The sequence below is a fragment of the Bacillus sp. G1(2015b) genome (genome assembly GCF_001482475.1).
Classification (GTDB): domain Bacteria; phylum Bacillota; class Bacilli; order Bacillales; family Bacillaceae; genus Bacillus; species Bacillus safensis.
Map to the genome: position 1 here is coordinate 88,061 of NZ_LKIC01000004.1, position 25,906 is coordinate 113,966.

The 25,906-nt window shown below is 40.1% G+C and carries 25 protein-coding genes; 3 read left to right on the plus strand and 22 right to left on the minus strand.

The window, feature by feature from the left end; translation table 11 throughout:
• Window positions 1-17: 17 nt before the first annotated feature.
• From AMR95_RS04035 to AMR95_RS04100, 14 genes are read right to left on the minus strand one after another with little or no spacing between them, the layout of a single operon-like run.
• Window positions 18-1,211 (minus strand): acyl-CoA dehydrogenase family protein, encoded by a 1,194-nt coding sequence (locus tag AMR95_RS04035; protein WP_058837668.1) that lies wholly within the window; start codon window positions 1,209-1,211, stop codon window positions 18-20.
• Entirely contained in the window at window positions 1,177-2,487 is a 1,311-nt protein-coding gene (locus AMR95_RS04040; protein WP_058837669.1) for a hypothetical protein, read from the minus strand. Before AMR95_RS04040 ends, AMR95_RS04035 begins: the two co-directional genes overlap by 35 nt.
• Window positions 2,474-3,730, minus strand: coding sequence for an ATP-grasp domain-containing protein (locus AMR95_RS04045; RefSeq protein WP_058837670.1), 1,257 nt, complete (start codon window positions 3,728-3,730; stop codon window positions 2,474-2,476). The genes AMR95_RS04040 and AMR95_RS04045 overlap by 14 nt, the downstream gene beginning before the upstream one ends.
• Window positions 3,731-3,734: 4 nt before the next feature.
• Entirely contained in the window at window positions 3,735-4,865 is a 1,131-nt protein-coding gene (locus AMR95_RS04050; RefSeq protein ID WP_058837671.1) for a nucleotidyltransferase family protein, read from the minus strand.
• A complete protein-coding gene (locus AMR95_RS04055; RefSeq protein ID WP_058837672.1) occupies window positions 4,852-5,988 on the minus strand; it encodes an aminoacyl--tRNA ligase-related protein in 1,137 nt (378 codons plus the stop codon). Before AMR95_RS04055 ends, AMR95_RS04050 begins: the two co-directional genes overlap by 14 nt.
• Entirely contained in the window at window positions 5,989-6,840 is an 852-nt protein-coding gene (locus AMR95_RS04060; protein WP_058837673.1) for an HAD hydrolase family protein, read from the minus strand. It abuts the gene before it with no gap.
• A gap of 3 nt (window positions 6,841-6,843) precedes the next feature.
• On the minus strand, window positions 6,844-7,926 hold the full coding sequence (locus AMR95_RS04065) for an inositol-3-phosphate synthase (protein WP_231746863.1): 1,083 nt from the start codon (window positions 7,924-7,926) through the stop codon (window positions 6,844-6,846).
• A 24-nt stretch (window positions 7,927-7,950) separates the two neighbouring features.
• Window positions 7,951-8,757, minus strand: a complete 807-nt coding sequence (locus AMR95_RS04070) for a histidinol-phosphatase (protein ID WP_058837675.1) — start codon at window positions 8,755-8,757, stop codon at window positions 7,951-7,953.
• Window positions 8,758-8,772: 15 nt separating this feature from the next.
• Window positions 8,773-9,546 carry an SDR family NAD(P)-dependent oxidoreductase gene (locus AMR95_RS04075; protein ID WP_058837676.1) on the minus strand — a complete coding sequence of 258 codons (774 nt, stop codon included), beginning with the start codon at window positions 9,544-9,546 and terminating at the stop codon, window positions 8,773-8,775.
• A 14-nt stretch (window positions 9,547-9,560) separates the two neighbouring features.
• Entirely contained in the window at window positions 9,561-10,289 is a 729-nt protein-coding gene (locus AMR95_RS04080) for an SDR family NAD(P)-dependent oxidoreductase (RefSeq protein WP_041084822.1), read from the minus strand.
• The gene (locus AMR95_RS04085) at window positions 10,286-11,275 is read right to left on the minus strand and encodes a phosphotransferase enzyme family protein (protein ID WP_058837677.1); all 990 of its coding nucleotides are present in this window, start codon (window positions 11,273-11,275) and stop codon (window positions 10,286-10,288) included. Before AMR95_RS04085 ends, AMR95_RS04080 begins: the two co-directional genes overlap by 4 nt.
• Before the next feature lie 4 nt (window positions 11,276-11,279).
• Window positions 11,280-11,831, minus strand: coding sequence for an AAA family ATPase (locus AMR95_RS04090; protein WP_058837678.1), 552 nt, complete (start codon window positions 11,829-11,831; stop codon window positions 11,280-11,282).
• Between the two features lie 13 nt (window positions 11,832-11,844).
• Entirely contained in the window at window positions 11,845-12,879 is a 1,035-nt protein-coding gene (locus AMR95_RS04095) for a hypothetical protein (RefSeq protein ID WP_058837679.1), read from the minus strand.
• 5 nt (window positions 12,880-12,884) lie between these two features.
• Window positions 12,885-14,114, minus strand: a complete 1,230-nt coding sequence (locus AMR95_RS04100; RefSeq protein WP_052468186.1) for a methionine adenosyltransferase — start codon at window positions 14,112-14,114, stop codon at window positions 12,885-12,887.
• 109 nt (window positions 14,115-14,223) lie between these two features.
• On the opposite strand from AMR95_RS04100, the gene AMR95_RS04105 reads away from it, so the two are divergent.
• Window positions 14,224-15,306 (plus strand): serine hydrolase domain-containing protein, encoded by a 1,083-nt coding sequence (locus tag AMR95_RS04105; RefSeq protein WP_058837680.1) that lies wholly within the window; start codon window positions 14,224-14,226, stop codon window positions 15,304-15,306.
• Here AMR95_RS04105 and AMR95_RS04110 read toward each other — a convergent pair.
• Genes AMR95_RS04110 through AMR95_RS04125 form a run of 4 tightly spaced genes read right to left on the minus strand, consistent with a single transcriptional unit; the run spans window position 15,303 to window position 19,259 of the window.
• Window positions 15,303-16,472 (minus strand): hypothetical protein, encoded by a 1,170-nt coding sequence (locus tag AMR95_RS04110; RefSeq protein ID WP_058837681.1) that lies wholly within the window; start codon window positions 16,470-16,472, stop codon window positions 15,303-15,305. The genes AMR95_RS04105 and AMR95_RS04110 overlap by 4 nt on opposite strands.
• Window positions 16,473-16,495: 23 nt before the next feature.
• Window positions 16,496-17,641 carry a nucleotidyltransferase family protein gene (locus tag AMR95_RS04115; RefSeq protein ID WP_058837682.1) on the minus strand — a complete coding sequence of 382 codons (1,146 nt, stop codon included), beginning with the start codon at window positions 17,639-17,641 and terminating at the stop codon, window positions 16,496-16,498.
• 6 nt (window positions 17,642-17,647) lie between these two features.
• On the minus strand, window positions 17,648-18,226 hold the full coding sequence (locus AMR95_RS04120; RefSeq protein WP_058837683.1) for a CYTH domain-containing protein: 579 nt from the start codon (window positions 18,224-18,226) through the stop codon (window positions 17,648-17,650).
• Between the two features lie 19 nt (window positions 18,227-18,245).
• Window positions 18,246-19,259 (minus strand): hypothetical protein, encoded by a 1,014-nt coding sequence (locus AMR95_RS04125; protein ID WP_058837684.1) that lies wholly within the window; start codon window positions 19,257-19,259, stop codon window positions 18,246-18,248.
• Between the two features lie 101 nt (window positions 19,260-19,360).
• On the opposite strand from AMR95_RS04125, the gene AMR95_RS04130 reads away from it, so the two are divergent.
• Window positions 19,361-19,621 (plus strand): acyl carrier protein, encoded by a 261-nt coding sequence (locus AMR95_RS04130; RefSeq protein ID WP_041084830.1) that lies wholly within the window; start codon window positions 19,361-19,363, stop codon window positions 19,619-19,621.
• Here AMR95_RS04130 and AMR95_RS04135 read toward each other — a convergent pair.
• The 3 genes from AMR95_RS04135 to AMR95_RS04145 form a co-directional block, all read right to left on the minus strand.
• Complete coding sequence (locus AMR95_RS04135; RefSeq protein ID WP_058837685.1) at window positions 19,608-21,326, minus strand: ABC transporter ATP-binding protein; 1,719 nt, start codon at window positions 21,324-21,326, stop codon at window positions 19,608-19,610. The genes AMR95_RS04130 and AMR95_RS04135 overlap by 14 nt on opposite strands.
• Window positions 21,323-23,092, minus strand: a complete 1,770-nt coding sequence (locus AMR95_RS04140) for an ABC transporter ATP-binding protein (protein WP_197412118.1) — start codon at window positions 23,090-23,092, stop codon at window positions 21,323-21,325. The genes AMR95_RS04135 and AMR95_RS04140 overlap by 4 nt, the downstream gene beginning before the upstream one ends.
• A gap of 173 nt (window positions 23,093-23,265) precedes the next feature.
• On the minus strand, window positions 23,266-24,186 hold the full coding sequence (locus AMR95_RS04145; protein WP_231746864.1) for an aminoglycoside phosphotransferase family protein: 921 nt from the start codon (window positions 24,184-24,186) through the stop codon (window positions 23,266-23,268).
• Window positions 24,187-24,355: 169 nt separating this feature from the next.
• Here AMR95_RS04145 and AMR95_RS04150 point away from each other — a divergent pair, with 169 nt between their 5' ends.
• Window positions 24,356-24,619, plus strand: coding sequence for an acyl carrier protein (locus AMR95_RS04150; protein WP_058837688.1), 264 nt, complete (start codon window positions 24,356-24,358; stop codon window positions 24,617-24,619).
• A gap of 51 nt (window positions 24,620-24,670) precedes the next feature.
• On the opposite strand, the gene AMR95_RS04155 is transcribed toward AMR95_RS04150, so the two are convergent.
• Window positions 24,671-25,903: a M16 family metallopeptidase gene (locus AMR95_RS04155; RefSeq protein ID WP_041084832.1), complete on the minus strand. Its 1,233-nt coding sequence runs from the start codon at window positions 25,901-25,903 to the stop codon at window positions 24,671-24,673.
• Window positions 25,904-25,906: the final 3 nt, after the last annotated feature.

Genomic DNA, 25,906 nt, shown 5'->3' on the forward strand with positions numbered 1-25,906 from the left:
CCTCCTTTTTCTTGCCATCATACCCAGCGATTTTTTAACGGGATAATGCCCAGCTCTTTTTTCGCAATCACTTCTTTTAATAAATCTTCAGAAGGCGGATGAAATTTTGCCGCTTTCACATCTCGGCTTAAACGCTCGAGCAAAGAGCCTTGCTGTAACGAAGAAAAACCCTCGACCTGAGAAGCTAGCTGTACGATTTCTTCTGCTGCTTGCGTCACAAAATGTTTTGTAATCAGCGTCTTCGTATACAAATCACTTGAGTAATGATTTTGTTTCTTTTCTTGATCTGCTTGCTGAGCGCAAGCCATAAGCTGAGAATGTGCAACATCTAATTTTATTTTCATATCTGCAATACGAAATTGCTGGCCTGGTAAAAAGGCTGTTTTTTTCTTGGAAATTCGATCATTTCTTTTATATATCACATCGAGGGCATGTTCATATGCTGCTTTTGCAATGCCATAATAAACAGCTGTAACAGCTAGACGAAACCAATAGATTAAATTTTCAGTATCTTCTATTGCGTAGCCTTCTCTCCCGATGAGCTGATGATCGGGTATAAATACTTGGTCAAAATGAATGTGATGACTCATCGATGCCCTCAGGCCCGAATAATTCCACGATTCCTCAATCGCAGCACCTTCACTCGGTAATGTCATTAAGAGCGCCGTCATTCCATATTGAGATGTACATGACGACGGCGCATACTGACAATAAATCGGTAAATATTTAATGCGCGGTGCACCAGTCACTGTAAATTTAGTTCCACTCACAAGATACCCGCCATCTGTTTTTTCTGCAGTAATGGTCGGAATTCCGTCCATTTGCTTACGCTGATAAATAAAAATCACATTCGGATCGCTAACAGAAGCGATTAGTTCTCCTGAATGCAGAATATCGTCAAAAACTACCGCCTGCTGCTCACTTGTAAGCACTTCAGAAAATGCGCCGAGCGAATAGTAATGCATCGCCATAATGAGTCCTGTCGACGCGCACCCTTTAGATATGTGTGACAAAAGAGTCACCGTTTCTTCAAATCCATACCCAAGACCCCCGTCTTGTTTCGGCATATTGGCGACATGTAATCCACAATCAATCAGCTCGTCTAGATTCTGATGCGGGAACTGAAATTCGTCATCAAGCTGACCCGCCCTTTCCGAAAATTGCAAAACAAGACGATCAATCGTTTCTTGACGAAGCTCCGTCAGTGTCATATTCATCCATCCTTTGTCTAAAGAATAATCTATTTTGTTTCAATAAAAGGTCATCCGGAGTCCCTCTCTCTCGAATGACATAATCGTTTCCTTCAAACAAAAGCAGCTCTAGCGGAGAAGAATGACCTAAAAATAAGGTAGGGCTGTAGCAAAGTCCATATGCCCCAGATTTCTCAATACAAAGAAGATCACCTACATCGCCTTGCGGAAGCTCCACCTGCCGACCAATTAAGTCTTCCGGAGTACAAAGTGGACCCACAATCGATTGTTTCACTACAGCCGAAGGTTTACTGGAATGTTTAATGAGCCGCATCGGATAATTATTGCGGAGCAGCCTGCCTCTAAACGTCATCGCTTGATGATGATGCATTCCTCCATCTGCAACTAAAAACGTCTGCTCTTTTGATTCTTTTACATATTGTATAGTGGTTAAATAAACACCACATTCCGCTAAAAGAAATCTCCCCATCTCAATAATAAACCTCGGAAATTCCAGCTCAGCTTCGTACGCTCGAATCAATTCCGCTACGTTTTGAAATAACCGTTCAGCATGAAGAGGTGTCTCATGCTGAAAATACGGAATTCCAAACCCGCCGCCTAAATCAACCATCTGGCATGTTAGTCCATATTCTTTCTTGATTCGAACAGCTGTATTAAGCGTGTATTCAAACGATGATAAAAGCGATGTTTCATCAAGAACTTGGGTTCCCAAATACATATGAATCCCTTTAAAAACAAGCGAATGATCATACTTCTGAAATAGGTCAAATACGTCTTTCAGTTTGGATTCATCTATCCCAAATGGACTTGGAACTCCGCCCATTTTGATTTTTGCTCGTGACTCAATGGATTCAGGATTAATCCGAATGCCGACGGATGCTCGTTTGTTTTGATGCTTTGCAGACTCAGCGATATAGATGAGCTCTTCTTTCGATTCGGCAATAATACAATAGATCTCGTGCTGAATCGCAATATCGATCTCTTGCTTCTGTTTACCAGGACCAGAAAAAATGATATGCTCCGGCGAATAACCTGCATTTACAGCCATAAGGAGCTCTCCTGCAGAAGCCACTTCTATACCAGCTCCAAAAGACCGTAACAATGACGCAATCGAGACATTTCCATTGGACTTAAATGAAAAGAACACCTCTGCTGATTGATGGAGCCATCCTGTAATGTGATCATAGTGATCTTTCAACGCATCTCCATCGTATACATACATCGGCGTCCCATAACCATTCGCTTTCTCTAAGAGCGTAGAGTCATTTTTCGGCAAATTCTCTCCCCCTTTCTGCTGAAAATTCCATATCATCAAACTTTGTCAGCATATGAATCTGCTTATCCTTCTTCATATGGTAAAACAATATAAACAGGCGATAATGCCACATATCATCCGCTCTCGTTTTACCGAAAGTATAAATAAAAAACCCACCATCTTCTCCCGGATCGAGTGCTTCGGTCACCTCCGTTAACACATCTTCAAACGGCAGGTCGGCACTGCATGAGAATCTTTTAAAGCGGCTTTCAATATATTCGTAGGTTGAAAAAAAACGACAAATGATTGGGAGTAAATAAGTAACTTGCGTGAACCGGGCATTTATTTCAATGATCGGTATAAGCTGTTCATTTATATCAATGATCGAATCAACGCCAACCACACCTCGATACCCTTCTTCATATAGTAGATCTATGATTCGATGCATGCTTACTTCATATTCACGTTTTTTGTCCTGTTCATAAATAGGCGCAAAATCGGTCCCTAAGTAGATGCCGTCCTCATTGATTTTCTGTTCTGTAATTGAAAGTAAGTGTGATCCTTCCTCTTGAATGAGCAATTGGGCATTTAAAGATCGCTTAATCGGATGCCACCCCTCTAAGAGAAGGTCTGTTTGGATTTTTCTTCTTTCAATAAAGGTCACTAGCTGCTTAAATTCTCTCTCGTTTTTTAAAATACGAAGTCCCTTACCAGATGATCCATAAGGTATTTTCAGAACCATTTTTGAGAAATGATTCGCTCTTAATTCTTCATACGTCTGTTTTAACTCGTCAGCATTTTGACAAACAGCACCACACGTGACAGTAAACTGATGTTTTTCTGCCCATTTTCTAGTCGAAACCTTATGATTGAATCGTTTTACAAGTGTTGGATTTGAACCATAAATCTTTCTTTTTTCAAGCGATGATGCTTGTTCAACCGATTCATCTAAAAGATAGGGTACAATGAGTCCCTTTAATTTCAAGGCATCTTCTTTTTGAACCATATGCGGAAGCTTGACACCTTGCTTTTCCAAATAGGCTAAAAAAGCAGGTTCTGGCTGGTGATGCATAATGACATGATGATCCTTAGAAGCAATCAAAAGCAGTTGTTGTTCTTGTTGGAGAACTAGTTCATTTTGAACATGGTCTGTCATAACAGGTAAAGCCTTTGTTTGATCCCAGCTTTGTTCTTGATTCATATTCCCAAACCATATGACGTCGTTTCTTCCCTTAAAATCAAATAGCGCTGCCGGATCTTTCATCACACTACTCCTTATGAACAGAATGCTTTTGTATTTCTAAAGACCGGTTAATGTGAAAAAATCGTTTGCGAATAGGCTGATTCCAGGTATGAACGACATCATTTGCATCCAGCACTTCAGACAAATAAGCAAGTGATTCAGGCTGAAGTGCATCCATGACAAGATCAGAAATCGTATGAGGAAAGACTTCATTCACATAATGCAAAGCAAAATAGACCATCTTTTCAAAGCCATACGCTTTCGTTCGACGGACAAACAACTCCACATCCAATAGGTCTTCTTTCATAAACATGCCATATATATCAAGCAACTTATAAAGCAGCAAGTCTTTCATTGACTCCACTTCATTTAAATAAATCGCCTCTTTGTAAAAATGAATACATAAGAAAATCAGCATATCCTCTTCTTTTAATGACCATACAAGATGCTCATCAACAGACGTTTGAATTCGTCTAGACAGCATTTCTTGGACAATTGAATCTGTCCGGTTTCCTGTCATGAGGTCAACTGAAAACTGAACATCGATTTTATGACAATCAATAAAGCGGCATTCTGGTGTAGGTTTCATATAGGTGTAGGTTTGATGTGAGTTCATGATGAGGTAAAGAATGTCTTTTCGTTTCGCAGGTGTGACTGTCTCCGTTTCATAGTTCCAAGAACCTTGAATATAGCCTAATTCTTTTAATACATGTCCGGTTTCTTGCAGCTGATCTTGTGAGATAAAGAGATCGTTGTCTCCAAATAAGCGAAGCCCTACATCGCCGTATGCCCACTGGCCAATCACACTTCCTTTTACAATGGCATACTCAATTCCTTTCTGATCAAGTGCTTTGAATAACTGATCATTTAACGTAATATTGTCTCGTGCCGTTTCTAATTGCCCTTTATACATAATTTCTAATGACTTTAAAAAATAAGTTGCTTTAAAATCTTTTCTTAAATGAATGGCATAACGTTTAATATTTTTCCATGCAATACCGGCTGTTCGATGAACATGCAGCATTCCGAGAATGACATTCCAGTCTTGCTGCTGATACAGAAGCTCCTGCATCTCTTTTATCTGGCTGTCTTTTAAAAAAGGATCAGATAAAATGAGGGCTGTGTGCTCTTCTTGAGTCAGATTACTTTGCAGCATAGTGACCCTCCTTTATATGAAGCATCTCATTTGGCCAATTCTTTCGATTTCGACCGTACGTTTGTAAAAAGACTTGCACCCATCGATCGATACCAAATGCAGCACAACCTGAATAAAGTGGCATACCATCTTCTCCCTTGATCTGGAACCTTTCACAAAGCATCTCTCCACAGTCGTTAAAAGAAGCGATCGAAACGTCTTTCTTTTCCGTCACAGCTACTAACTCATATTTGCTATTCGCCATTAATTGATAATTCGCTTTATCCATATCATCATAAAAGAAAAAGGGGTCATTTGCGGTCGTGACTTTTCCGCTAAGGCCAAGCTGATGAAAACATTGCCATGTGCGTTCAAGAAGTGTTTTTCTTGTTTCGTTGATGTATTCGTTATCACCGATAAAGACTATTTCACGCATACTAAATTCTAGTTTCCGAAGAGGATCGACTTTCCAAGAAATTTCATGTCTAAAACACTGCCCCGCTGCTGTCATCATTTGATTGTCTAGATAGGTCTTTCCTTCCCATTCCTCATAGCAGTGATAACAAATACACGGCTGTAAAAAACGGCCTGCTTGCTGGAAGTGTTCAGGCAGAAAACCATGATGCTTTTCTCGAATGTCATCAATAATTTGGTAATCATGAGGTATTTCAAAAACAGAATAAATATTTTGCGGAAAATTCGTATGGTACTTACATTTTTCCATTAATTCTTTACTCATCGTAGAAGGGTATCTTCTTATTTTGGCTCCAAGTGAAGCTCCCATATTTAAAAATAATTGATCAAAATAATGTGAGAGTTCCATTTCAATTTCATCATAGAAGGTTCTCTTTTGATCATCCTCGCTTAGTTTCGAATGAACAGGCTCATTGGTCAAATGAATATTTGATTTCATTTCCTTTTCACGAAACCTCCGCAGTTGAGCTACATTTGACGATAACTTTAAAAACGCAGCTGATATTGCCTCTGCATCTCCCGTATGATCGACTGTTACTTCTATAACAGATTCCTCTTCAAGAAGATCAACGTGCAAAATGTGAGCAGATAGAAAAGAAACTCTTTCCACAAAATCCGGTATCATTGTATCTTCTAGTGCATCTGGTAAAGGCAGCTGAAGGGTTTTCAACTAAATACCTCCCTTTTCATTGATCACTTTTGGTGCTTCTAATGGTTGTAAAACTTTATCAAGATATTCATAAATAGACTCCCCCAGATGTACATCACATAACTCAATCGCCGATGGATGGCTATCTTGAACTGCTAGCCCCCACCTCGCCTTCTTCAGCAGCAGTCTGTCATTGTGACCATTGCCAAAAGCAATCACACGATGTAAATCACTTTCTCCAAAACAATCTAATAAATGACGTTCAAGCATATCTGCCTTACAAATTCCTTTCGGGGAAATCACTTGTGCATTTAAAAACTGGGCATCCGCAACATCACAATGACAATCTCTTAATAGATGAGCGATATCTATTTTTTGTTTCGGTAAAATAAATAGCTTTGTCACACGGTCAAATCTGAATTCTTTCTGATGACCAACCTCTATTTTTTCTCGTGGAAATGTGTAAAGCATGCAATATTTCAACTTAGCGCTTTTACTGGATGCCACATGCTTCCCGTGTGATTCCATGACAAATTCAGCTTGACCATCAAGTGATGAGATGACCTGCCGGCATATAGCAGCATCTAGATATTGTATAACGTCAAATGTTTTCTTTTGATGGTGGCAAATCACATTTCCATCATTCAACAACACATCATGATGAAATAAATCGAGTAAAGATGGATCTAAGTTCAGAGAGAAGAAAGAATCATACGTTCTGCCTGTGACAATCATTGAAATAATGCCTCTTTGGCGCAGCATGTTCACTGCGCCATGGACATCACCAATAAGCCTGCCTCTGTCATCAATTAATGTTCCATCCAAGTCAAAAGCGGCAAATTTTATCTCGCAAAGATTTAGTTCTGCTTCCACTGATCACACCTTTTTCAGCTGAGCATTTGCTACATATTCATTGAATAGACGCAATGATTCTGAATCTACTTGTCCAATTGGAGGGCTTTTGAATAAGAATGGGCAAACGTCATGTATGACACCGCTGTGATTTATGTCTTTAGCTGCTTTTGCTACACGCATTGCGTTAGCGATAACACCAGCTGAATTCGGAGAATCTTCTACTTGTAAACGAATTTCAAGCGAAATGTCTGAATCCAAAACGGAATTTCCTTCCAATCGCAGGAAGCAGACTTTATGATCTCCTAAGTAGCTGACATAGCCATTTGGACCTGCTGCCACTTCACTGGCATCAATACCAGAGGCAAATAATGCTTTCCGCTTCGATTTTTGCTTACTCGTTGATCTCATTGGGTTGGCAAGGTTTAAAAAGTCTGTATTGCCTCCAACATTCAATTGGTACGTATTGGTAATATCAATCCCTCGGGATTTTAACAGCTCAATTAACGCTGTATGCAGTGTTGTGGCACCTAAATGACTTCTTAAGTCATCACCAAGGAGCGGGGTATTCGACTCTTCAAACATTTTGACAAATTCAGGATCATTTGCCACTGGTTCAGGTGTCGCATTAATAAAGGCAGTTTGCGCATGTGCACATGCCTCTGCGTATACTCGAACTGCTTCAAAGGAACCTGTCGGTAAGAAGCAGACTAGTACATCTGCCTGAACGTCCTTTAATCTTTGCGTCACATCATGTGTGTTCATTTTTAATGAGTGTTCATGCGGCTGTATGCAGTTGGACAAATCTCCTTCAAGACCATCACACAAAGGACCTGCTTCAACGGGTACTTGGAAAAACGGAACATCAATATGTTTTACTGCAGCCGTTGGTTTAGTAAAAATAGCCTCTGATAAGTCTTTTCCTACTTTATTTTGATCTACTTCAAAAGCTGCAACAAATTCTACATCAGACAAGTGATAACCTCCAATGACATCATGCATAACACCGGAGAGCGTATCCATCTTTTCCTTTGCCAATTCTACAAATTGAACGATACTTGAAGCGCATGATCCTACTCCTGCAATTGCTACGCGAACTTTTGTCATTTTCATAACCCCTTTTTTTAGAATTTATAGAGCCAATTTTCGCTTTTGACGAGATTGAAAGATATACCATTCCCGATAACCTAATTCCTTCAGCACCTGTTTTACTTTCAGCCAATCATCTGCTACGCGGGCTGGCTGATGGGCATCTGAGCCAAACGTGACATCCACACCATAAAATTTGGCTCGCTCCAATAGATCCATTGATGGATACCAGCCGCCGCAGTCTTTTGTTTTGCCAGAGGTATTCACTTCAATGACAGAACCACTCTCCGCAATTGCTTTTAGTGCATCATCGACAGCTTCTGTTTTGAGATGAGCAATCTCTGGATAAAAACCTTTTAAGGCATCAATATGGCCTAAAACGTCGAACATTTGACTCTCAGCAGACATTTTAATCAACTGGTAATATGTTTCTTTTTCAATGATGGCTTGCTGCTCTGTGATTCGTTCCCACCGTTTCCGGTTAAATAGGTCGTATCCATTACTGACATGAACCGAGCCAATGATATAATCAAATGGATAATGTCGATACACGTCTCGGTAAAGGGCTTCGTGTTCTGGAAAATAGTCAGATTCAACACCTAACAGCACGTGAATTTTTCCGTCATATTCCCTTTTCAACTGCAGGACTTCCTCTATATATGATTGAAATTCACTTTTAGCCATCGCTACCCATGGTTTAAAGTGGTCAGCCTCTTCACCAAAGAAGGGAGAGTGATCCGAAATCCCGATAAAGTCCAGACCTAATTTCACAGCTTCATCGACATATTCTCTGATGTTCCCCTCCGCATGACCACAGCGTTGATGATGTGTGTGCAGATCAAATTTCATGCAATTTTTACTCCTCTACATGGCAGTATAGCCGCCGTCAACCATCAAATTTTCTCCTGTAATAAAACTCGCTTCATCTGAAAGAAGGAAGATGACAGCAGATGCGATCTCTTCTGGATCAGCGGTTCGTTTCAACATGTGCATCCCGCCAATATCAGGATGCTGATTTGCTTGCTCTCTTGTTAATCCAAGCTCTTCCAAATGGAACCGCTCGTTATTTTTGTTCCATACCGTACCTGGATTCACTGCATTTACACGAATACCTACATCCGCCAAATCCATTGCCATGCACCGCGTCATGTTGACAACTGCTGCTTTTGTCGCGTTATATGTTAAATATTTCGGCTGGGCAATGTGGCCAGAAATGGAGGCAATATTTACAACCGATCCTTTTCCTATTTTCTCCATGTATGGCGCAGTGTGTTTCACACAAAGTGCTTGTCCCATAATATTCAAATCCATGATGCGCCGCCATTCTTCAACGGTTGCTTCAAGACCCCGCATGATAAAAACGGCTGCACAATTCACCAGCATGTCTATTTTTCCGAAATGAATGGCCGTTTTTTCGATCATTGAAACAATTGATGCTTCATCAGCAATATCAGCCTCTATAAACAAAACATCATACCCATTTGCTTTGAGCTGTTCTTCTGCTGACATTCCGTAATTTACATGGTGATCAGCAATGGCGACTTGTGCGCCTTCTTGTGCGGCTCGTTCTGCGACCGCATATCCAATCCCTTGAGCTCCGCCTGTCACAATAACCGTCTTTCCTTTCATACCTCGCATGTAGCTGCCTCCTCTTACCACTGAAGTCTTTGCCCGTCTCTCAACAATTCTCCTGTTGGTCCATCTCGGGGCAGCTGTGCCGCCCACACGATTCCTGATGCACCTTCCTGTGTGGTTTTAACAGCCTCTGATGTCCCCATGTCCGTTTGTACCCAGCCAGGACACACTGCATTCGCAAGAATAGAATAGGGTGCCCCTTCTAAAGCGGTGACTTTTGTGAGAACATGCAGTGCCGCTTTTGACATCCGGTAGTAAGGACCGCTTTTTCCGTCACGCCTGACATCGTCTGAAGCGTAGATCGCCGAAAGCCTTCCCATACCGCTAGATACATTGACGATCCGTCCATATCCTCCCTGTTTCATGTAAGGGAAAACGGCCTTGGTCATTCTGACTGCACCATACACATTCACATTCATCGTTTCTTGAAGAGTCGATACCGGAAGATCTAGAAAAGATGGAAATGTGTGATCCTTTATGTTGTCATGAAAGACACCGGCATTATTAATGAGCACATCCACTCTGCCAAACGAATCTTTCATAAATTGCGAGAAACGTTCAACTGATTCTTCATTTGTTACATCGAGCTGAAATGGCACAACATGCTCAGCCATTTCAGACGCAGCTATTTTGGCACTTTCAAACTGCCGTGCAGTTAAAATAACAAGCATTCCACACTGCGCAAGCTGTCTGCACACTTCTTTACCTATGCCCCTATTTCCACCAGTGACAACAGCGACCTTCATATTCTCATCTCCTTTTGGAGATACCAATCTTCCTTCAGCTGGTTCGATGCAGATTCTAGTGCTTCGAAAGACCAATCAATATACCAGTTTAATAGGTGAGGTGTATAGGTATGCAGCAGTATTAAATACCGCTCTGTTGGAATATATAAAAGTCTGATAAACGCAGATATAGAACGCCATTCATATTCGGATAAGTCATCTGCATATGCCTTTAAAAATTGAATCGTTTTCACAATATCTAGTTGAAACGTTCCTCTTTTGATTCTCGTTAATAAAAATGCAGATATGGCTGCATCATATATTCGTGGTCTAAAGCCTGCTGTATCAAAGTCAAGAACCATGGCAAGCTTTTTGTTACGAATTAACAGGTTGCCAGAATGAAAGTCACCATGTGTCACAGCATGAGGTAATGCTTCGTATATACTAGGGTTTAACAGCGTGATGATATTCATTAATTCCCGTTCATACACTTTGAGCAAAGCAGCAGCCTTTTTAGAAGAAACAACCTTTTTTAGTGCGTAAGCCGTCTTGCCGAGCGTTTCGTCCGGAGAAGCAATCCAGTTCTTCAATTCGCAGTTTGGATTCACAGGCCCTTTCGGTAAGTTCTTTAATGAATGAAGCTGTTTTAATACCCGAATGGCTTCTTGTTCATCTGAACGATTTCCCATTTCATATGGTCTTCCTTCAAAATAGGGCCGCAGCTGCCAAAAATGTTCTTTGAATAAAATGGTCTTACGATGGTCTTCTGCCTCCATCATAGGCTGGATCGGGAAATGATGATCAAGCAGAGCATCTGTTAAATCCTCTAAATACTGAAGCCACTCCGCATCATGATTTCTTGCACATTTTTTCAAGACAAAGCGGTTTTGGATCGTTTCTACAAGCCACCCTTCATTAGGGCTTCTTCCGTTTAAAGGTGTTAAACGAATCGGCTTTTCAGAAAACCAATATTTCAGGACATTATAAGCATCATCTAATGTCGTCATGTCCTCACCCCTTTTTCTCAAGGTTTTGGATTTTCATAAGCACCTGGTCTGCCTCGTCCCGCTTGTCTATGCGCAGGCATTTCACATGAGATTCTTCTTTTAATTTGTGAAAAAGCTTTTCGTTTTGATGAATCACCTCTGGATAGACTTGAAAGGCATATGAGAAAAATTGAAGCGCATTACCCATTCGCTCCTTATTTCCATTCCAAAGTTTCTCTCTTGTGACGAGCCGTTTGAATGTCCTTTTCATAAGGCGGGGGAATGTCTGTCTTCTCTTGACATCAAGCCAAATGATCGTATCAGCATATTCAGCCAATATGTGGTGAACAGATGAATATTGACCATCAACGACCCATTTCTTTTCTTTGACAATTTCATGGACGCTATCGATAAATACCGTCTTATCTGTTTTTTTCCAATTCGCTTGCCAGAATAGGGCATCGAGTTCATAGTGAGGTAACGTTAACTCCTGCTTCAATTGATGTGCAAGGGTTGTTTTTCCAGATCCAGGTGGACCGACAATCCAAATTCGCTGGCTAGCTCCTTTATTGTTCAAGTTGTTCCCTCCGTTACAGAACACGTTCATGCTTTTGAATGTCGTTTCTCACTTTTACTAGCAGATCAAGTGCTTCATCCCAATTCAGGTTTTCTGTTAATTCAAATACAGGTGTTTCGCTTGAATGAATGGACACATCTTTACATAATTGATCTAATGCTTCCGGCGAAAAGCCATTTTCCTTTAACAGCTGGCCAAAAAGTGTATGTGCGGGAGTCAATCTTGTTTCAGGTGTACTAAAATATTGAATCATTCCCGCCATTGCTTCTACAGGACCCGGTGACAGGTGAATGCCATTAAACCGGGTACACACGTTAGATAACCCAAACCGTTTTTGCTCCGACAGCAGCATGTGTTTAAAAGAACCCGCTTTTGCCTCTTTAGGATCCGTTGCACCGATAAAATCTTCTCTTAACTTCCTCATAGGCTGCTTTGAAAAACATTCAATGACGATAATAGACTTTGCAGGTGCAGTGAACCATTCTATTTGACAAGGGTGGAATGAATTGAGCAGAAGCATCTTTTCTCCATCCACCTCGGCCTCTATGGCGTATGTGCCCGCACCCAGCTTGTCTACCTTGACGTTTCGGGTTAACAGCTCTAAACCATACGGCGTAAGCTCTTTGTACTTTTGTAAAAATTGATGGCCTCCATATATGAAATGTTCCTTCTTTTTAAACTCTGGGTATTTCATGGCGAGCATCTTTTTTGCTGCATCTGACACTTCACTCAGACCGTTTTTAGAAATTTTATTTAGCATCCCATATTGATTTTCAATAATTTTCTTTTCCTTCAAATATAAGGATGATATAACGCGCACGGCCCCTATTTCTATCTCACGATCATCTAATCGTTGGAGAAGTTCATCTAGTATTAAATCAAGCTGTACACCTTTATTGATACTAGTTAATTCAGGCTTTAGCATCAACAGAAGATGATGTTGATTCAATTGTTGTTGTTTTTCAATTTCATATGGATGAATGGTCACTGCCATAGGTTCTTTTGTATGAATACATGCTTGAACGGCTTCAATGACTCTTTTTTTCATCCTTTTTACCACATTGTCACGCCTTTAAAAATTAAATCTGTTGTCACATCGCCCATGGAATGAACCGCATTCATGACAAGGTCTTCAATTCTTTTTCTATCAACTTCATTTCCATCCCACTGCTGAATACGGACGGCAATTTCATCAGGGTTGTGGAGCGGTGCCTCTTTTGAAGTAAAGATATGCACTTCTGTTGGCTTTTGAATCGTTTCAAAAATTTGATCTGCCAGCCTTTGTGCGAGCACCCCATATAATTTCCCTGTATGATCTAGCGGGTTTTTCCCAGCTGGCGCTTCAATACTCATAGACCGCATTGGGGTGATCAGTCCATTTAATCTATTTCCTCTTCCAACAACTCCTACATCGCCGGTATCTGCTACAGAACCTAGCGCTGTTAAGTACGGACGGCCATTGCGATCTGTTGCGTTCAGCATGAGATCAGGCGTGAGGCCTAACGTTTCATGAATATAGCGAGCGATTTGATCTTGGCATTCTTTTTTGCGGGCAAAATACTCCTCAAGACTATGAATATCTTTAGCTAGAAATGGCATGTTCACAATAAGTTTAAAATCTTCATGACGTCTGCTTCCAAATATTTTTACATCCCAGCCGGTATCTGGATTGACCTTTTTAAATTCTGGGCCATTCACATAACGCTCTGTATAAAGAACCAGTTTCTCAAGACGGCTTAATGGGGCATGTGCATGCAGTAAGTTACAGTCGTTTGACACAAGCTTTGGATCACCGATTTCAATCATGTCCGTTTCAACCATCGGACGATATCGTGAATTTTTGCGGCCTGCCCCCTGATGATCAACGATTCGGCAGTCGATGACAAGATGTTCTTCAGGGTCAAATCCTGTTGTCACCTCTGATAACACATCCTTTGCCGCATCGAAAAGAATCTTTTTAAGAGGAATGGGCTCATCCCCGTATGCGTATGCCCCTTTTCCAGCAAACACAACTTGATACGGTTTGACCATTGTCCCTTTCCCATACGTGACATCCGCATCTCCGCCAAGAAGCATGACTTTGTCAAACCAGTGGTGTGCCACCCTGCCGAAATGCTCCATGCAATATTGAGAATAGTATTGAGAAGCTCTTTCTGCTATGGCGTCACACATCGTATCTGGATGTCCTACACCTTTACGTTCCACAAGCTCATATGGAATTTGTTCTATATCTTGTCCATCACCTTTTAAAATATCAAGAATGGTTTTTTGAATTGTTTTCATTTTCTATCGCCCGCTCTCTTTTAAAATATAAAAATATTGATCGTTCATCTTAAAACAACATGAAACATTTGGTAATATATATATATTCTGTATGAAAGAGGTGTCTATTTTGATCAATGAATCGATCCTGCAGCGTCTGCAAGATACAACCACCGACATTAAGAAATTATTGGAACAACATCAAATTCCCGGCTGTTCCATCTGTATTTCTCATGAAGATGAGCACATTTGGTCGTGGTATGAGGGCCTCGCTGATATTGAAAACAGCACCCCTGTTACAAAAGACACAACCTTTCGAATTGGTTCTGTGACTAAGCCTTTTACTGCAATGGTGATGATGAAATTGCGAGAGGAAGGATTCATTCAACTCGATGAAACCATTCATACTTACGAACCATTGCTTTCTTCCATAAAAAGTCACTTGCCTGAACCAATTCCACTCACTTTCCGAATGATTGGCTCTCATATCTCTGGCCTGCCCAAAGCACTCGACAAAGCCGTTCATTTACGAGAGATGACTCTAGCTCAGTGTATTGAAATACTCACTATTCTCACACCGCCTTGGTCTATCATCAATTATTCCAGTCTTGGCTACTCTATATTAAGTAAAGTGCTAGAAAAGGTGAGTCTTATGCCATATAGAGAATTAGTGCATACCCACATACTAAAACCGCTCGATTTGAAGCAAACTGGATTTATTGAAGCAGCATCCACAGCCAAAGGATATACAGTTTCTTCCTCAGGGCTGTCTGACGTAACCTATCCAAGTGCTGAAACACCATCTTGGGAGGACGGTTCAAGCGGACTAATCTCCACAGCAGATGATCTGATTCAATTCATTCAAGCTCAATACGGTGAAAACAGCCTGCTTCATCAGCATTCGCTAAAAGAAATGCAAAGCCCCGTTATGGTTGAAGAAGATTTCAGCAGAGGTGCTGGTCTTTCATGGTTTTTGAGACCTTTTAACGGTTTCACCTTAGCTGAACATAGCGGAGAAATTAAAGGGTTCACCTCCTATATTGGATTCATTCCAAAGAAAAAATTAGGAGTTTGCATTCTCATGAACTCTGACGAAAGGCTTGCACGGCCAATTGCCGAAATGCTCTTTCAAATTTTGCTGCCAGCAGATCACGAGCAAATGAAAAAACGTGAAGACCGGCTCAAACGAATGTTTAGACAATCGTCTCTTTAAATCGAACTGACTTTTTTGTTTAACAGATCTGGAATTGCATCCTGCAGGTAACGCGGATCACCCTCTAAATAAAAGCATGGCATGTTAAACAAGTGATGGATAAGCTCAGATGCCTTTTGCCTCAGAAAGGTATCTGACACATGTCGAAGTCCGAGCCAGCCTTTTAAATAGTCGGGATCTTCTGGTTCTCTTATATTTGCTGTCATGATTTCTTTTGCTCTTTGATCATCTTTTTTTACCGGCACAAGCCTAATCTCACCCGAACCTATTTTAAGTGAAGGGAAAATCACCATATCTACTTTCGTAGAGCTCCGAATCGTTGTTCCTGTCATTTCAGCAGCTTCTTTCGGTGTAATTTCAAATTTACAGCCGCTCGCCCATTTTTCTTTTGCCTCTTCTTCTGTTGATATGGCTTCATCCCATATTCTTTCATCTTGAGACCGGCTGAATTTTTTGTTTTTCAGTTCCTGTATATTTGTTGTGGCTTGGACGGTTCCGACTCCAAGCGCCAAGCACATCGGCCATCCATACACAGTCAGTTCCTGATCTTCAAGCACTGAAATGGAACGATCGTTTGTGATAAAATCTGCTCCTCCGTGATGCAAAAACTGCCACATAGTGGTTGACTTCCCGGCACCTTTATCGCCGATAATGAGCGCTCCTTTTTGGCCATCTTCAAAAGAAACAGCTGCTGCATGTGTAAAGCATCCACCTTGGTTTTCTAGTGTTCTAAGGGCAATTTCTCGGACGATTCGCAGTGGACAGCGTATTGCAGATTCATTATTGTTTTTTCCAATCACAGCATAACGCCCCTTATTGACCGCCACACTGTGCGGCTCGTCACCTTCATGTGAGGCAAATAATACTTGATCGTCTAATTTTAATCGTTTGTAAGTAAACTTCCTTTTTGCAATAATGGTTTCGCCCTTTTGAAAGCAAGCACTGCGAACAGACTGTTCAAGCTCCGGATCAATGATAAACCGTATCTCAATCTGTGAAGGGATATCCCCCTCGCGGCGATCCAATTCTTTTGGGATATAATGTTCAATATCTTCAATCGCCTGCAATTCCATTGATAGAATATGAAAATGAATACCTGCAAACACAAATGACTTTTCAAAAGGAAAATCGTTCTTAGGCTTTTCAAAAAACGCTTTTATATCCATATAGAATCCTCCTCTTCAATTTGCTATTGCCTTTCAGGAAATAGCTGTATGGCTGGTTCCTCTTCAAGTTCATCGCGATTATCTAAGCTGAAAAAACGCTCAATAAAAGATTTTTTCCATATTTTCAAAGAACCGAAATCATTCTCTCCATAAGCTTCTAAGAAGGAGTGGTCACTCATGTCTAGCTGCTTCAATTGATCGATATAGTTCGTTTGATACAATAAATCTAAAAACGTAAACGTGTAAAAAAGTGCTTTCTCGGCCCCTAATTCCTTCGCTCTTACTTGCAAAGCATGCCAATCAAGCTGATTTTGCTCTTCAACAAACATGACGTACTCCCTTACATCACAAAACTTGATCAAATTAAGATCTGCATGTAAGTAGACATACTGTACATTTGTTGCCTCCTTATATAGATGGAAAGCAAGATGGATAAGAAAATCTAATGGCTGGAGCAAATGGACATCTGTTTGAAAAAAGTGCTTTTCTTCAGCAGCATCCAGCAAGGCATTTGTTGCTTCGTAGTTTTTTTTCAGCTCAACATCATAAGAGAAATCGACTCGGTGTACCTTCAAAAAATCTTCTCCGCTCCGTTTAATATGTGAATAAAGATTCCCGGCATTCATTCTCCACATCATTTCTTCTTCTCTTTCAATCGGTATTTCCTGATCGGCAGCCCAGTCATATTTCCCGATGATAAACCCTTCTTTCTTGAGCAATGATGAGGCACTTTTCCGGTCATCTGGATGAATTAAGAAATCAAGGTCTGACATCATTCGCAGTCCATAATCTTTGTACACAAGCGGGGTTAAAATGGCGCCTTTAAGGGGGACCGCTTTCAGCTTTGCATTTCGGAATGTTTGTAACAGACGCTTGAATTCTTTGAATCTCTCCACATTTTTTTGACGATTCCCTATATAGTGATAGTGAAGCAAAAATTTGTATGTTGTCGTAATGCTCTTTTCATCATCAAGGCGAATTAAATGAGGTGTCATCAGCTGAAGCACCTTATGTCTTGATGCCAGTCCAATTAATTTAGGCATATCAATGCCATCTTTCAATAGAGCTCTAATAGACTCTTCTTCTTGTTCATTTAATTGAATACGTGAGCTAAGTAATAACAGTCTCTGCTCATTTGAGAGAGTGGATTGATCCAAAACAGCTCGCATGTTTGACTACTCCTTCCCGTAAAACGATTGAAATCTAGTGATAAATCGAGAGCGCTTTCCTTTTCGATTGACTGGCATGTCCAAATCATCAGTTAGTGTATGAAACAATTGATCTGCCTCATATGCTTTTTCACTGTCATATTCAATTTCCAGTTCATAATCTGTGATGCCAAGATAGCTGCTTTGATCCAAATCCACTTTGATGCCTTCCTCAATGTGAAAGGTTGTTCGCTCAGTGACCAATAGCCCTAACATTTCTGGCTGTTGAGTACCTGTAATCGGTAAAGACGTCATGATGTCTTGTATATCTAGTTTTCGCGGTAACTCCTCAATAGGTAATGACGTTTCTTCTCTTACTCTTTTATAGCCAGATGTTTGACTGGGGCGTTTGATTTCAAGTGTTAGTTTCCCGCTGATTTGACGGATACGTACGGTATAACCAAATCGTTTTAATAGAAAATCTGGGGTGTCGTAATAGTAATTGAAATTAAGTATATAAGTAGGGCTATAACTTTGAATGAACATGTCGTATATGTGCTGAAAATCTGTTTGTGACAACAAATATTTATATTCCTGCTCAACCATGACTCACCTCCAAAAAGTCTTACACGACAATGTCGGATTGTTCAAGAAGCTCTTGAATGAGGACAGTACCTTTCTCTAAAGAAGTAAATGCCTGCTTTAATGAATAACAAGGCACCTTTTCCGCTAGTGCGTTAAGAAATGGTTCTAGCTCTTCGGGTGTCGGCAATGTGAAAAACGGTAATAAGAATTCATTATGTCTTCCAGGATTAATGACTGCATGCTCGTTCAGACGTTCCGCTGCTTCATGCGATGTCATTTTCGATAGTTCTGCACCAGTTTGCCCGTGAGGTAAAAATTCAGGAAACACAATCACATCGATTTTTCCCATTGTTTTGACTTCACGTGCAAACCATTTTTCTAGCTCCTCTGGATATACAAAATGATAGCTTTTATCATCCTCGTTAAAAGGGTGACTTGATGTTTGGAGTCTGTATGGGGTACCAAGCTTTTCAATGGCTTCAAACGAATCTTTCCGAATGCTCATAGATCTAGGCCAGCCAGTTCCCGTGTACTCGGTGTTCGTATATGAAACACCTATATCATCGTTTGTGATATACCGGGCATCGGTTAATGATAATAAGGATAAGATGGTGGACGTTTTCCCTGCCCTTGATCCGCCTACTAGGGCAATTCCCTTTTGGTTCATCTCCATCATGCCCCCATGCAAATAGATGAGTCCATCCTGATAACACAAAAGGCGGAGCAAAACTCTAATTAACCGTAGAGCATGCTGGGCTGCCCATCTGACATCTTTTGGTTCATCTATCACAATGACTTTTTTCTCTCCGTGATACAGGTAGCGGCAGCGGGGTTCCATCTTCGTTTGGTAAAAGACTTCTTCAAGCGGTATTTCTTTTTGAATTTCTTGTGCATATTCACTGGTTAAAATTGTCCAAACGTCTCCTTCATGTCTTTCTGTTAATTTGCTGCAATCAATATAGGGATGTACTTTACTTATGACTAAATTCTGAATTGATTCATCTGCACCTAATACGACAAGAACATCATTTTTTTGATAGCTTACATATGACAATGAATGCCACCCCTTATGATAGATTTATAAAAACAATTGCATTTTTTTCCTTCATCAACCAAAATGTAACATATATCAATCTCTTAGAAAGGAGCCGCGACATGAATGAACTGAAACTAACTGAAGTTGAAGAAAAAATTGTCCAGCTTGTCATGAATAAGTTGTCTCTCAATGAGCAGCCAAGCCGGGATGATAGTTTAAAAGCTTTAGGATTAAATTCTGTCCAAATCGTCTCTTTTGTTATTTCATTAGAGGACACCTTTCATATTGCTTTTGAAGATGAAGAATTACATCCCGACCACTTCCGCACCTTAGATCGACTCTTTACTTTGGTTAAAAACAAACTGACTAAGACGCTGTAATCACCTGGGCCATAAATAAAGAGCGGTAATGCGAGGAGGCTTCCATCAGCTCCTCATGAGTACCGCAGCTTTGAACAGCACCACCTTCAAGTACATAGATCATATCTGCATTTTGTATGGTTGATAATCTGTGCGCTATCACAAGCAAGGTGCCGCCCCCTTTGGCATCATCTATCCCTTTTTGAACTTTCCTTTCAGTCTGCCGATCAAGCGCGGAGGTCGCCTCATCTAATATAAGTAAATCAGCCTGTTTTAAAAGCGCTCTGGCGATTGCTAAACGCTGTCTTTGTCCTCCTGATAGGGAAATTCCCCTCTCTCCAATGACTGTGTCAAAACCTTTTTCAAGCCCTTTGATGAAGGAAAGAATTTGTGCAACTTCACACGCCTGTTCAAGTTGTTCTTCGGTCACATCATTTAATCCCATGATTAAATTCAGGCGTATAGTGTCTGGGAAAAAATAAGGTTCTTGCGGAACAACGGCTATTCGCCTTAATAAATGAGATGGATTTATCTCTGATAGATCAATCCCATTCACTAAAATTCCCCCGCTATCTGGCTGGTAAAGTCCAAGTGTGAGCTTTGAGATTGTCGATTTCCCGCTTCCGCTCGCTCCAACAATCGCCACTTTCTTTCCCTTTGGAATATGAAGCTTCAAGCCGTCTAAAGCGCCTTTAGAGGTTTGTTCATAAGAAAAGCAAACATCTTCAAACACCACGTCTTCTACAGCATCTATTTGTTTTGTTCCTTTTTCTTCGTTTTCCATTTGCAGCACTTCTGCGATTCGATGAACAGATGCACGCTGTTGGAAAAATTCAAATACATACTGGAATAACTCTTGATAACTCTTCATTAATTGAGATGCATATTGGTAAATGACGACAAATAAACCGATGGACATGTTTCCTGCTGCTACTTGATATATGCCAAACACTAGCACTGATAGTATCCCAAACCATTTCAATGGTTCTGTTAAAAAAAGAAGCTTATTTTGAAACTTTCCTTCCTTCATGACACGATCCATCATTTTGTTAAACAGCTTTTCATACAAACCAATTTCCCACTTACGTCGATCAAATGCGACAACTTCCCTTGTAGAGGAAATTCCTTCTTCTACATGCACGAATAGGTCTGATTTTCTCTCCTGCACATCTTTTGCTATGTTTGTTGCCGTTTTCGCCATTTTTTTACCGATAATGAAATAACAAGTGCTTGCAAAGAGAAGCAAGAAAAATAAGACATAACTCACAGATAGTAAAACGATAGATAAAACAACGGCCATAAAAATCGTTTGGACAATTTTCGGTATATGTAAAGCAGCCGTGACAGCAACTGTCTTTACATCTTGATTAAGCTTGTGTAAATAAAAACTAACTGGGTGAGTTTTATATGATCTCATGGATACTTGCTGAAGCTGATCTAGCATCATTTTCTGCAATGAATGGTGGATGGTCAGATAGTTTTTATGCATCACATACGGGCTTGCCACAAACATCACAACATACACAAGAAATATAATGGCAAACAGCATCAAGATCTGGGAAAAATGTGGACTGATACCACTATGCAAAAGAACATCATCAATGAGCCACTTTTGCAGTCCTATCATGGCTAAATTAGCTGCTGCTTCAATCAAAACGAGTAAAAGAGCAAGGAGGAGCATCCATTTTTGCCTTGTGATTAAAAGAAACAGCCAATTTTTTCTCATGTTACACCTGCCTCCTTTTCTGATCGGTCAGACGCTAATTGGTAAAAATGCCCTTTTTTCCTCATCAATTCATAAAAAGATCCAGTCTCTAACACACGACCATCTTTTATAAAAATAATTCTGTCAAAATGTCTGACTGTTGATAAACGGTGTGCAACTGCAATGACAGTAGAATCCTTAAATGTTTGGTGTAATGCCTGCTGGACTTTTTGCTCACTGACATTGTCAAGAGATGCTGTGGCTTCGTCGAGTAATACAACACTTGGATTTTTAGCAAATAGCCTGGCAATCGCTATTTTTTGTTTTTGCCCGCCGGAAAGTTTTAATCCCCTTTCCCCGAGTATGGTGTCGTATCCATTTTCTAATTCTCTTATAAATGAATCACAGTCTGCTTTTTTTGCGGCTTCAATGATCTGTTGATCTGAAAGACTTGTATCTCCAAAACGAATATTGTCCTTTACACTCATATTGAATAAGAACGTTTCTTGAAAAACAAATCCCATCGCACCTCTTATTTGACTAGTAGGTAAATGGCGCAAATCTACTCCATTCAGTGTAATCATCCCGGCTGAGGGATCATAAAAGCGTCCAATTAGCTTAAGAAGTGATGTTTTCCCTCCGCCGCTCGTACCGACAAGCGCTACTTTTTCACCCTTCCGAATATGTAGATTCATCCCTTTTAATAAAGGAGGATGATTTGGATAATGAAAACTGACGTCATGAAACTCGATATCGCCTTCTACATGATCAAGGTGCACCGGCTGCTGAGGCTCTCTAATATCAGGTGTTTTTTTCATAAAATGATATAAAGGTTCAATTTGAAAGGTTAATATCCGTTGTTCTGTTAAAAGTGTGACAATGGAAGTAAGCATATGCATCGCTGAAAAATAATATAGGATATATGCCACAAAACCACCTGTCGTCAGCTGTCCAGTCTTTACAAGGTGGATACCAATACCAAAAGTGGCAAGAGCACCAATATAATAAGTCAGCCTGCGGTTGCTTCCTCGTAAATAGGCGAAAAACACATTTTTCTCATGATTTTGGCGCACTTTTTCATGCAGTCGTTGAATTCGTTCCATATCCCATTTCATATAGCCTAAAATTCTAAGCTCTTCCATCGAAGCAAGACTTTCGTATAATTTTGTTTGCAGCGTGCGAAAACCTTCTGCACTTTGTCTACCGTAGATAGTTGCCTTTTTTTCAAGCCATGGTCCAAAGACATAGTAGAGAATAAAACTTGGAATGATGATGAGTGTGAGAAAAATAGAAATGTTTATCATAAAGAAAAGTGAGATGGCGATAAATAATATCTGATTGATAAATTGTGGGAAGTATCGTCTGTAAATTTCTTGTACAGCTCGTGTCTGTGTGTTAACAAAGGAGAGTGTTTCACTAACAGAATGTTGTTCGTAGTATGAGAAACCAAGTTGACGGATTTGCTGGAAGGCAGCAAATTGTGAATCTCTTGAGGCTTGTTCAATTAATTTTCTTTGCCATAAATTTCGTGCGGCTGTCAGTATAATACCAAGTACAATTAAGCCAGTCAGTCCTAACAATAAACCATTCATTTTTGAAAAGTCTTTTGCTGGCAAAATGGTCTCAATAAAATATTGAATAAATTTAGGTATTATGAGCTCGCTCAAGGTAATAACGAAACCACTCATAATAACTAGAATCACTTTACCTGTATAAGGCTTTAAGAATGAAAGTGTCCATAAATATACACGCCATAACTGCTTTGAACCCTTGTCGATTTGTTTCAATCCACCACCAGCCTTTTGCTCTTTTTCAACAAAAAACGGAATTTTTTTACATCTTTTTCGATCCTTGTTTGGATTATATAAAATGTTTTTAGTCATGACAATGTGTAATTTGTATCATTATAACAAAAAAGACAGTGACTTCCATCACCGCCTAATCGTCCTATATTTCACTGTTATCTAGTGATACGCGCATACCACTGAGGCTCTATTTGATCAAAATAATGATGATCTTTTAGCACATTTTCTAGTCTTTCAATCATCTCATCCATTTGACCCGGATCGAATTTAATGACCCACATAATCGATGAGAAGATACTCATTGCGACATAAACAGAGTAAAGCAGCCAAAAATTATCTGGGATGTTCCCATCAAAATATCCATTAATTTGACCTGCCGAAAAGGCTTCACTTGTTTCTCTGCTGAAAAGAGCTACTTTATAAAAATCGTGAATGGGATCTCCCCAATCAAAATTGTTAAAATCAATGACACCTGCATATTTATTATCGTTTACTATAATGTTCCCTAAATGAAAATCATCGTGCTGAAATTGATTAGGTCTGCCTTTCACAATATCTATGTGCTTGGCTATAAACTGAGCCACTTTTTCATCCCCTTCAAGGGAGATGCCGCTTTCCCGGTAAGCAGTTAAATATCGATGATGCTTTTTAATGACACGATCTTCCCAAGGTTCGATGTGTGAAGGTGCCGGATATTTATGCATATTTCGCAAATCCTGACCTGCACTTACCCCGAGAGCATACTGCTTTTCTTCAGTTAACTGACCCATGATTTCTTTTGCTTCCTGGCCTTCTATAAACGATAAAATATAGTACACTTGCTGTTTTGCTTCTAGAACACCGATGTCCACTGGATCAGCACACTGAACACCATGACGTCTTAATTCGGATAGCAGCTCAAACTGCGTCTTTATTTTGTCATACTGGTCTTGTTCTGTGAATCGAAGGACATATTTTTCACCTGATACGGTAGTCATGACCCATTTTTCATCTCGTGAATACCCTTTATCAATCTGGTCTATGCTGACCGCTTCTTTTAATAAAGGAATGTGCTGCAAAAGGTCTGTTTTATTCATGGATTCATTCATCCTTCCAGTCTCTTTTCTTCTCACTCTACCAAATATTTCATTTGAATAGAATGATTAACAATTCCTATTTATGTCGAAACTGCTTTACAATGTTTTTCCATTCTAATATAGTTAATTTATGTAAATGATAGAAAATTTGTAAAAGGGAGCGTTGCAGATGAAAGAAACGAAGGATGTCCTTTCACTTTCAAGTCAAGTAAAAGATTTGGTTCTGCGTTCTTTGGATGATAGCAGCAAGGTTTCTATTGGTGCAGATGAAGAATTAACAAATCACGGTCTCGATTCGATTAAAGCAGTTTCACTCATATTGGAATTAGAAGAGGTTTTTGATATTCAATTTGCAGATGAGGAATTACTGACAGAGCACTTTTCGACAATCAATAAAATTGTTCATCAGCTGCAAAATAAGTTAGCTGATTAATCTTTTTTGCATGAAAAAAAGGCATCTCTTTAAAAGACATGCCTTTTTTGTTTAAGCAGAAGGTACATCACCCGTCGGACTAATAAGCGAGAGCGCATAATCTTCTGTAAAGATGCGTTTAGATAAGTTATTCACGCCGTCTAATGTGACGCTGTTGATTTCGTCAATAATTTCATCGAGTGTCCGATGTTTGCCAAGGAGCAGTTCGTTTTTACCGTTTCGGCTCATTTTGCTGTTTGTGCTTTCAAGGCTCAGCATAAGGTTGCCTTTCATTTGCTCTTTAGAGTTCTCTAATTCTTTCTGTGTGATTCCCTCACGCTTTAAGACGTCTAATGTTTGTAAGATGGTCTCAGAGAGCAGGTTTAACTGCTTCGCTCCAGTTCCGCCATAAATCGTCAGCATTCCATTATCTGCAAATGAACTGTGATAGCTAAAGACGGAATAAGCAAGTCCTTTGTCCTCTCTTACATCTTGGAATAACCGGCTGCTCATGCTTCCGCCAAGAACATTATTTAAGACGATTAAGTCATAGATGCCTTTATCTCCCGCTGGAAGGCCATTAAAACCCAGACATAGGTGCGCTTGTTCCGTTTCCTTTTTGCGTGTGAGCTTGTCATAATGAAATGCTGGGGCTTCTACAGGCTGCTTTTTCCCTTTTCCTTCATAAGAGCCGAATAGCTTTTCAACCTCACGAATAAAGGTCTCATCTACGTTCCCTGCAACAGAGATCACAACGCGGTCCGGCGTGTAGAATTCATCCATATATTTTCTAAGTGAGTCTCCGTTAAAGGTAGAAAGTGTTTCCTCTGTTCCTAAAATCGGATATCCTAATGAATGTTCACCATAAATGGCTTTGCTTAATAAATCATGAACGATGTCATCAGGTGTATCCTCATACATTTTAATTTCTTCATACACCACATTTTTTTCTTTTTTCAGCTCTTCTTCATCAAAAGCAGAGTGAAAGAACATGTCGCTTAATACATCGAGGGCGTAGCCAGCATGTGAATCAAGCACCTTTGCATAGTAGCAAGTATATTCTTTTGATGTAAAGGCATTCACTTGACCACCAATGCGGTCAAAGGATTCTGCGATATCACGTGCAGATCTTGTCTTTGTCCCTTTAAAGAACATATGCTCTAAAAAGTGTGAGATCCCATTAATTTCAGGTGTCTCATGTCTAGAGCCTGTTCCAATCCAGACGCCAATTGCGACAGACCTTACAGTGGGATTGTTTTCGAGTACAATTCTTACTCCGTTTTGGCAAGTATACGTTTTGACCAAGTT

Bases quoted from the DNA above. Each gene is read 5' to 3' on its own strand.
- AMR95_RS04100 (WP_052468186.1), bottom strand. From the start codon at position 14,114: ATGAAAACAATTCAAAAAACCATTCTTGATATTTTAAAAGGTGATGGA.
- AMR95_RS04075 (WP_058837676.1), bottom strand. From the start codon at position 9,546: ATGCGAGGTATGAAAGGAAAGACGGTTATTGTGACAGGCGGAGCTCAA.
- AMR95_RS04045 (WP_058837670.1), bottom strand. From the start codon at position 3,730: ATGAAAGATCCGGCAGCGCTATTTGATTTTAAGGGAAGAAACGACGTC.
- AMR95_RS04130 (WP_041084830.1), top strand. From the start codon at position 19,361: ATGAATGAACTGAAACTAACTGAAGTTGAAGAAAAAATTGTCCAGCTT.
- AMR95_RS04050 (WP_058837671.1), bottom strand. From the start codon at position 4,865: ATGCTGCAAAGTAATCTGACTCAAGAAGAGCACACAGCCCTCATTTTA.
- AMR95_RS04120 (WP_058837683.1), bottom strand. From the start codon at position 18,226: ATGGTTGAGCAGGAATATAAATATTTGTTGTCACAAACAGATTTTCAG.
- AMR95_RS04115 (WP_058837682.1), bottom strand. From the start codon at position 17,641: ATGCGAGCTGTTTTGGATCAATCCACTCTCTCAAATGAGCAGAGACTG.
- AMR95_RS04135 (WP_058837685.1), bottom strand. From the start codon at position 21,326: ATGAGAAAAAATTGGCTGTTTCTTTTAATCACAAGGCAAAAATGGATG.
- AMR95_RS04110 (WP_058837681.1), bottom strand. From the start codon at position 16,472: ATGGATATAAAAGCGTTTTTTGAAAAGCCTAAGAACGATTTTCCTTTT.
- AMR95_RS04085 (WP_058837677.1), bottom strand. From the start codon at position 11,275: ATGACGACATTAGATGATGCTTATAATGTCCTGAAATATTGGTTTTCT.
- AMR95_RS04065 (WP_231746863.1), bottom strand. From the start codon at position 7,926: ATGACAAAAGTTCGCGTAGCAATTGCAGGAGTAGGATCATGCGCTTCA.
- AMR95_RS04145 (WP_231746864.1), bottom strand. From the start codon at position 24,186: ATGAATAAAACAGACCTTTTGCAGCACATTCCTTTATTAAAAGAAGCG.
- AMR95_RS04070 (WP_058837675.1), bottom strand. From the start codon at position 8,757: ATGAAATTTGATCTGCACACACATCATCAACGCTGTGGTCATGCGGAG.
- AMR95_RS04095 (WP_058837679.1), bottom strand. From the start codon at position 12,879: ATGAAAAAAAGAGTCATTGAAGCCGTTCAAGCATGTATTCATACAAAA.
- AMR95_RS04150 (WP_058837688.1), top strand. From the start codon at position 24,356: ATGAAAGAAACGAAGGATGTCCTTTCACTTTCAAGTCAAGTAAAAGAT.
- AMR95_RS04035 (WP_058837668.1), bottom strand. From the start codon at position 1,211: ATGACACTGACGGAGCTTCGTCAAGAAACGATTGATCGTCTTGTTTTG.
- AMR95_RS04080 (WP_041084822.1), bottom strand. From the start codon at position 10,289: ATGAAGGTCGCTGTTGTCACTGGTGGAAATAGGGGCATAGGTAAAGAA.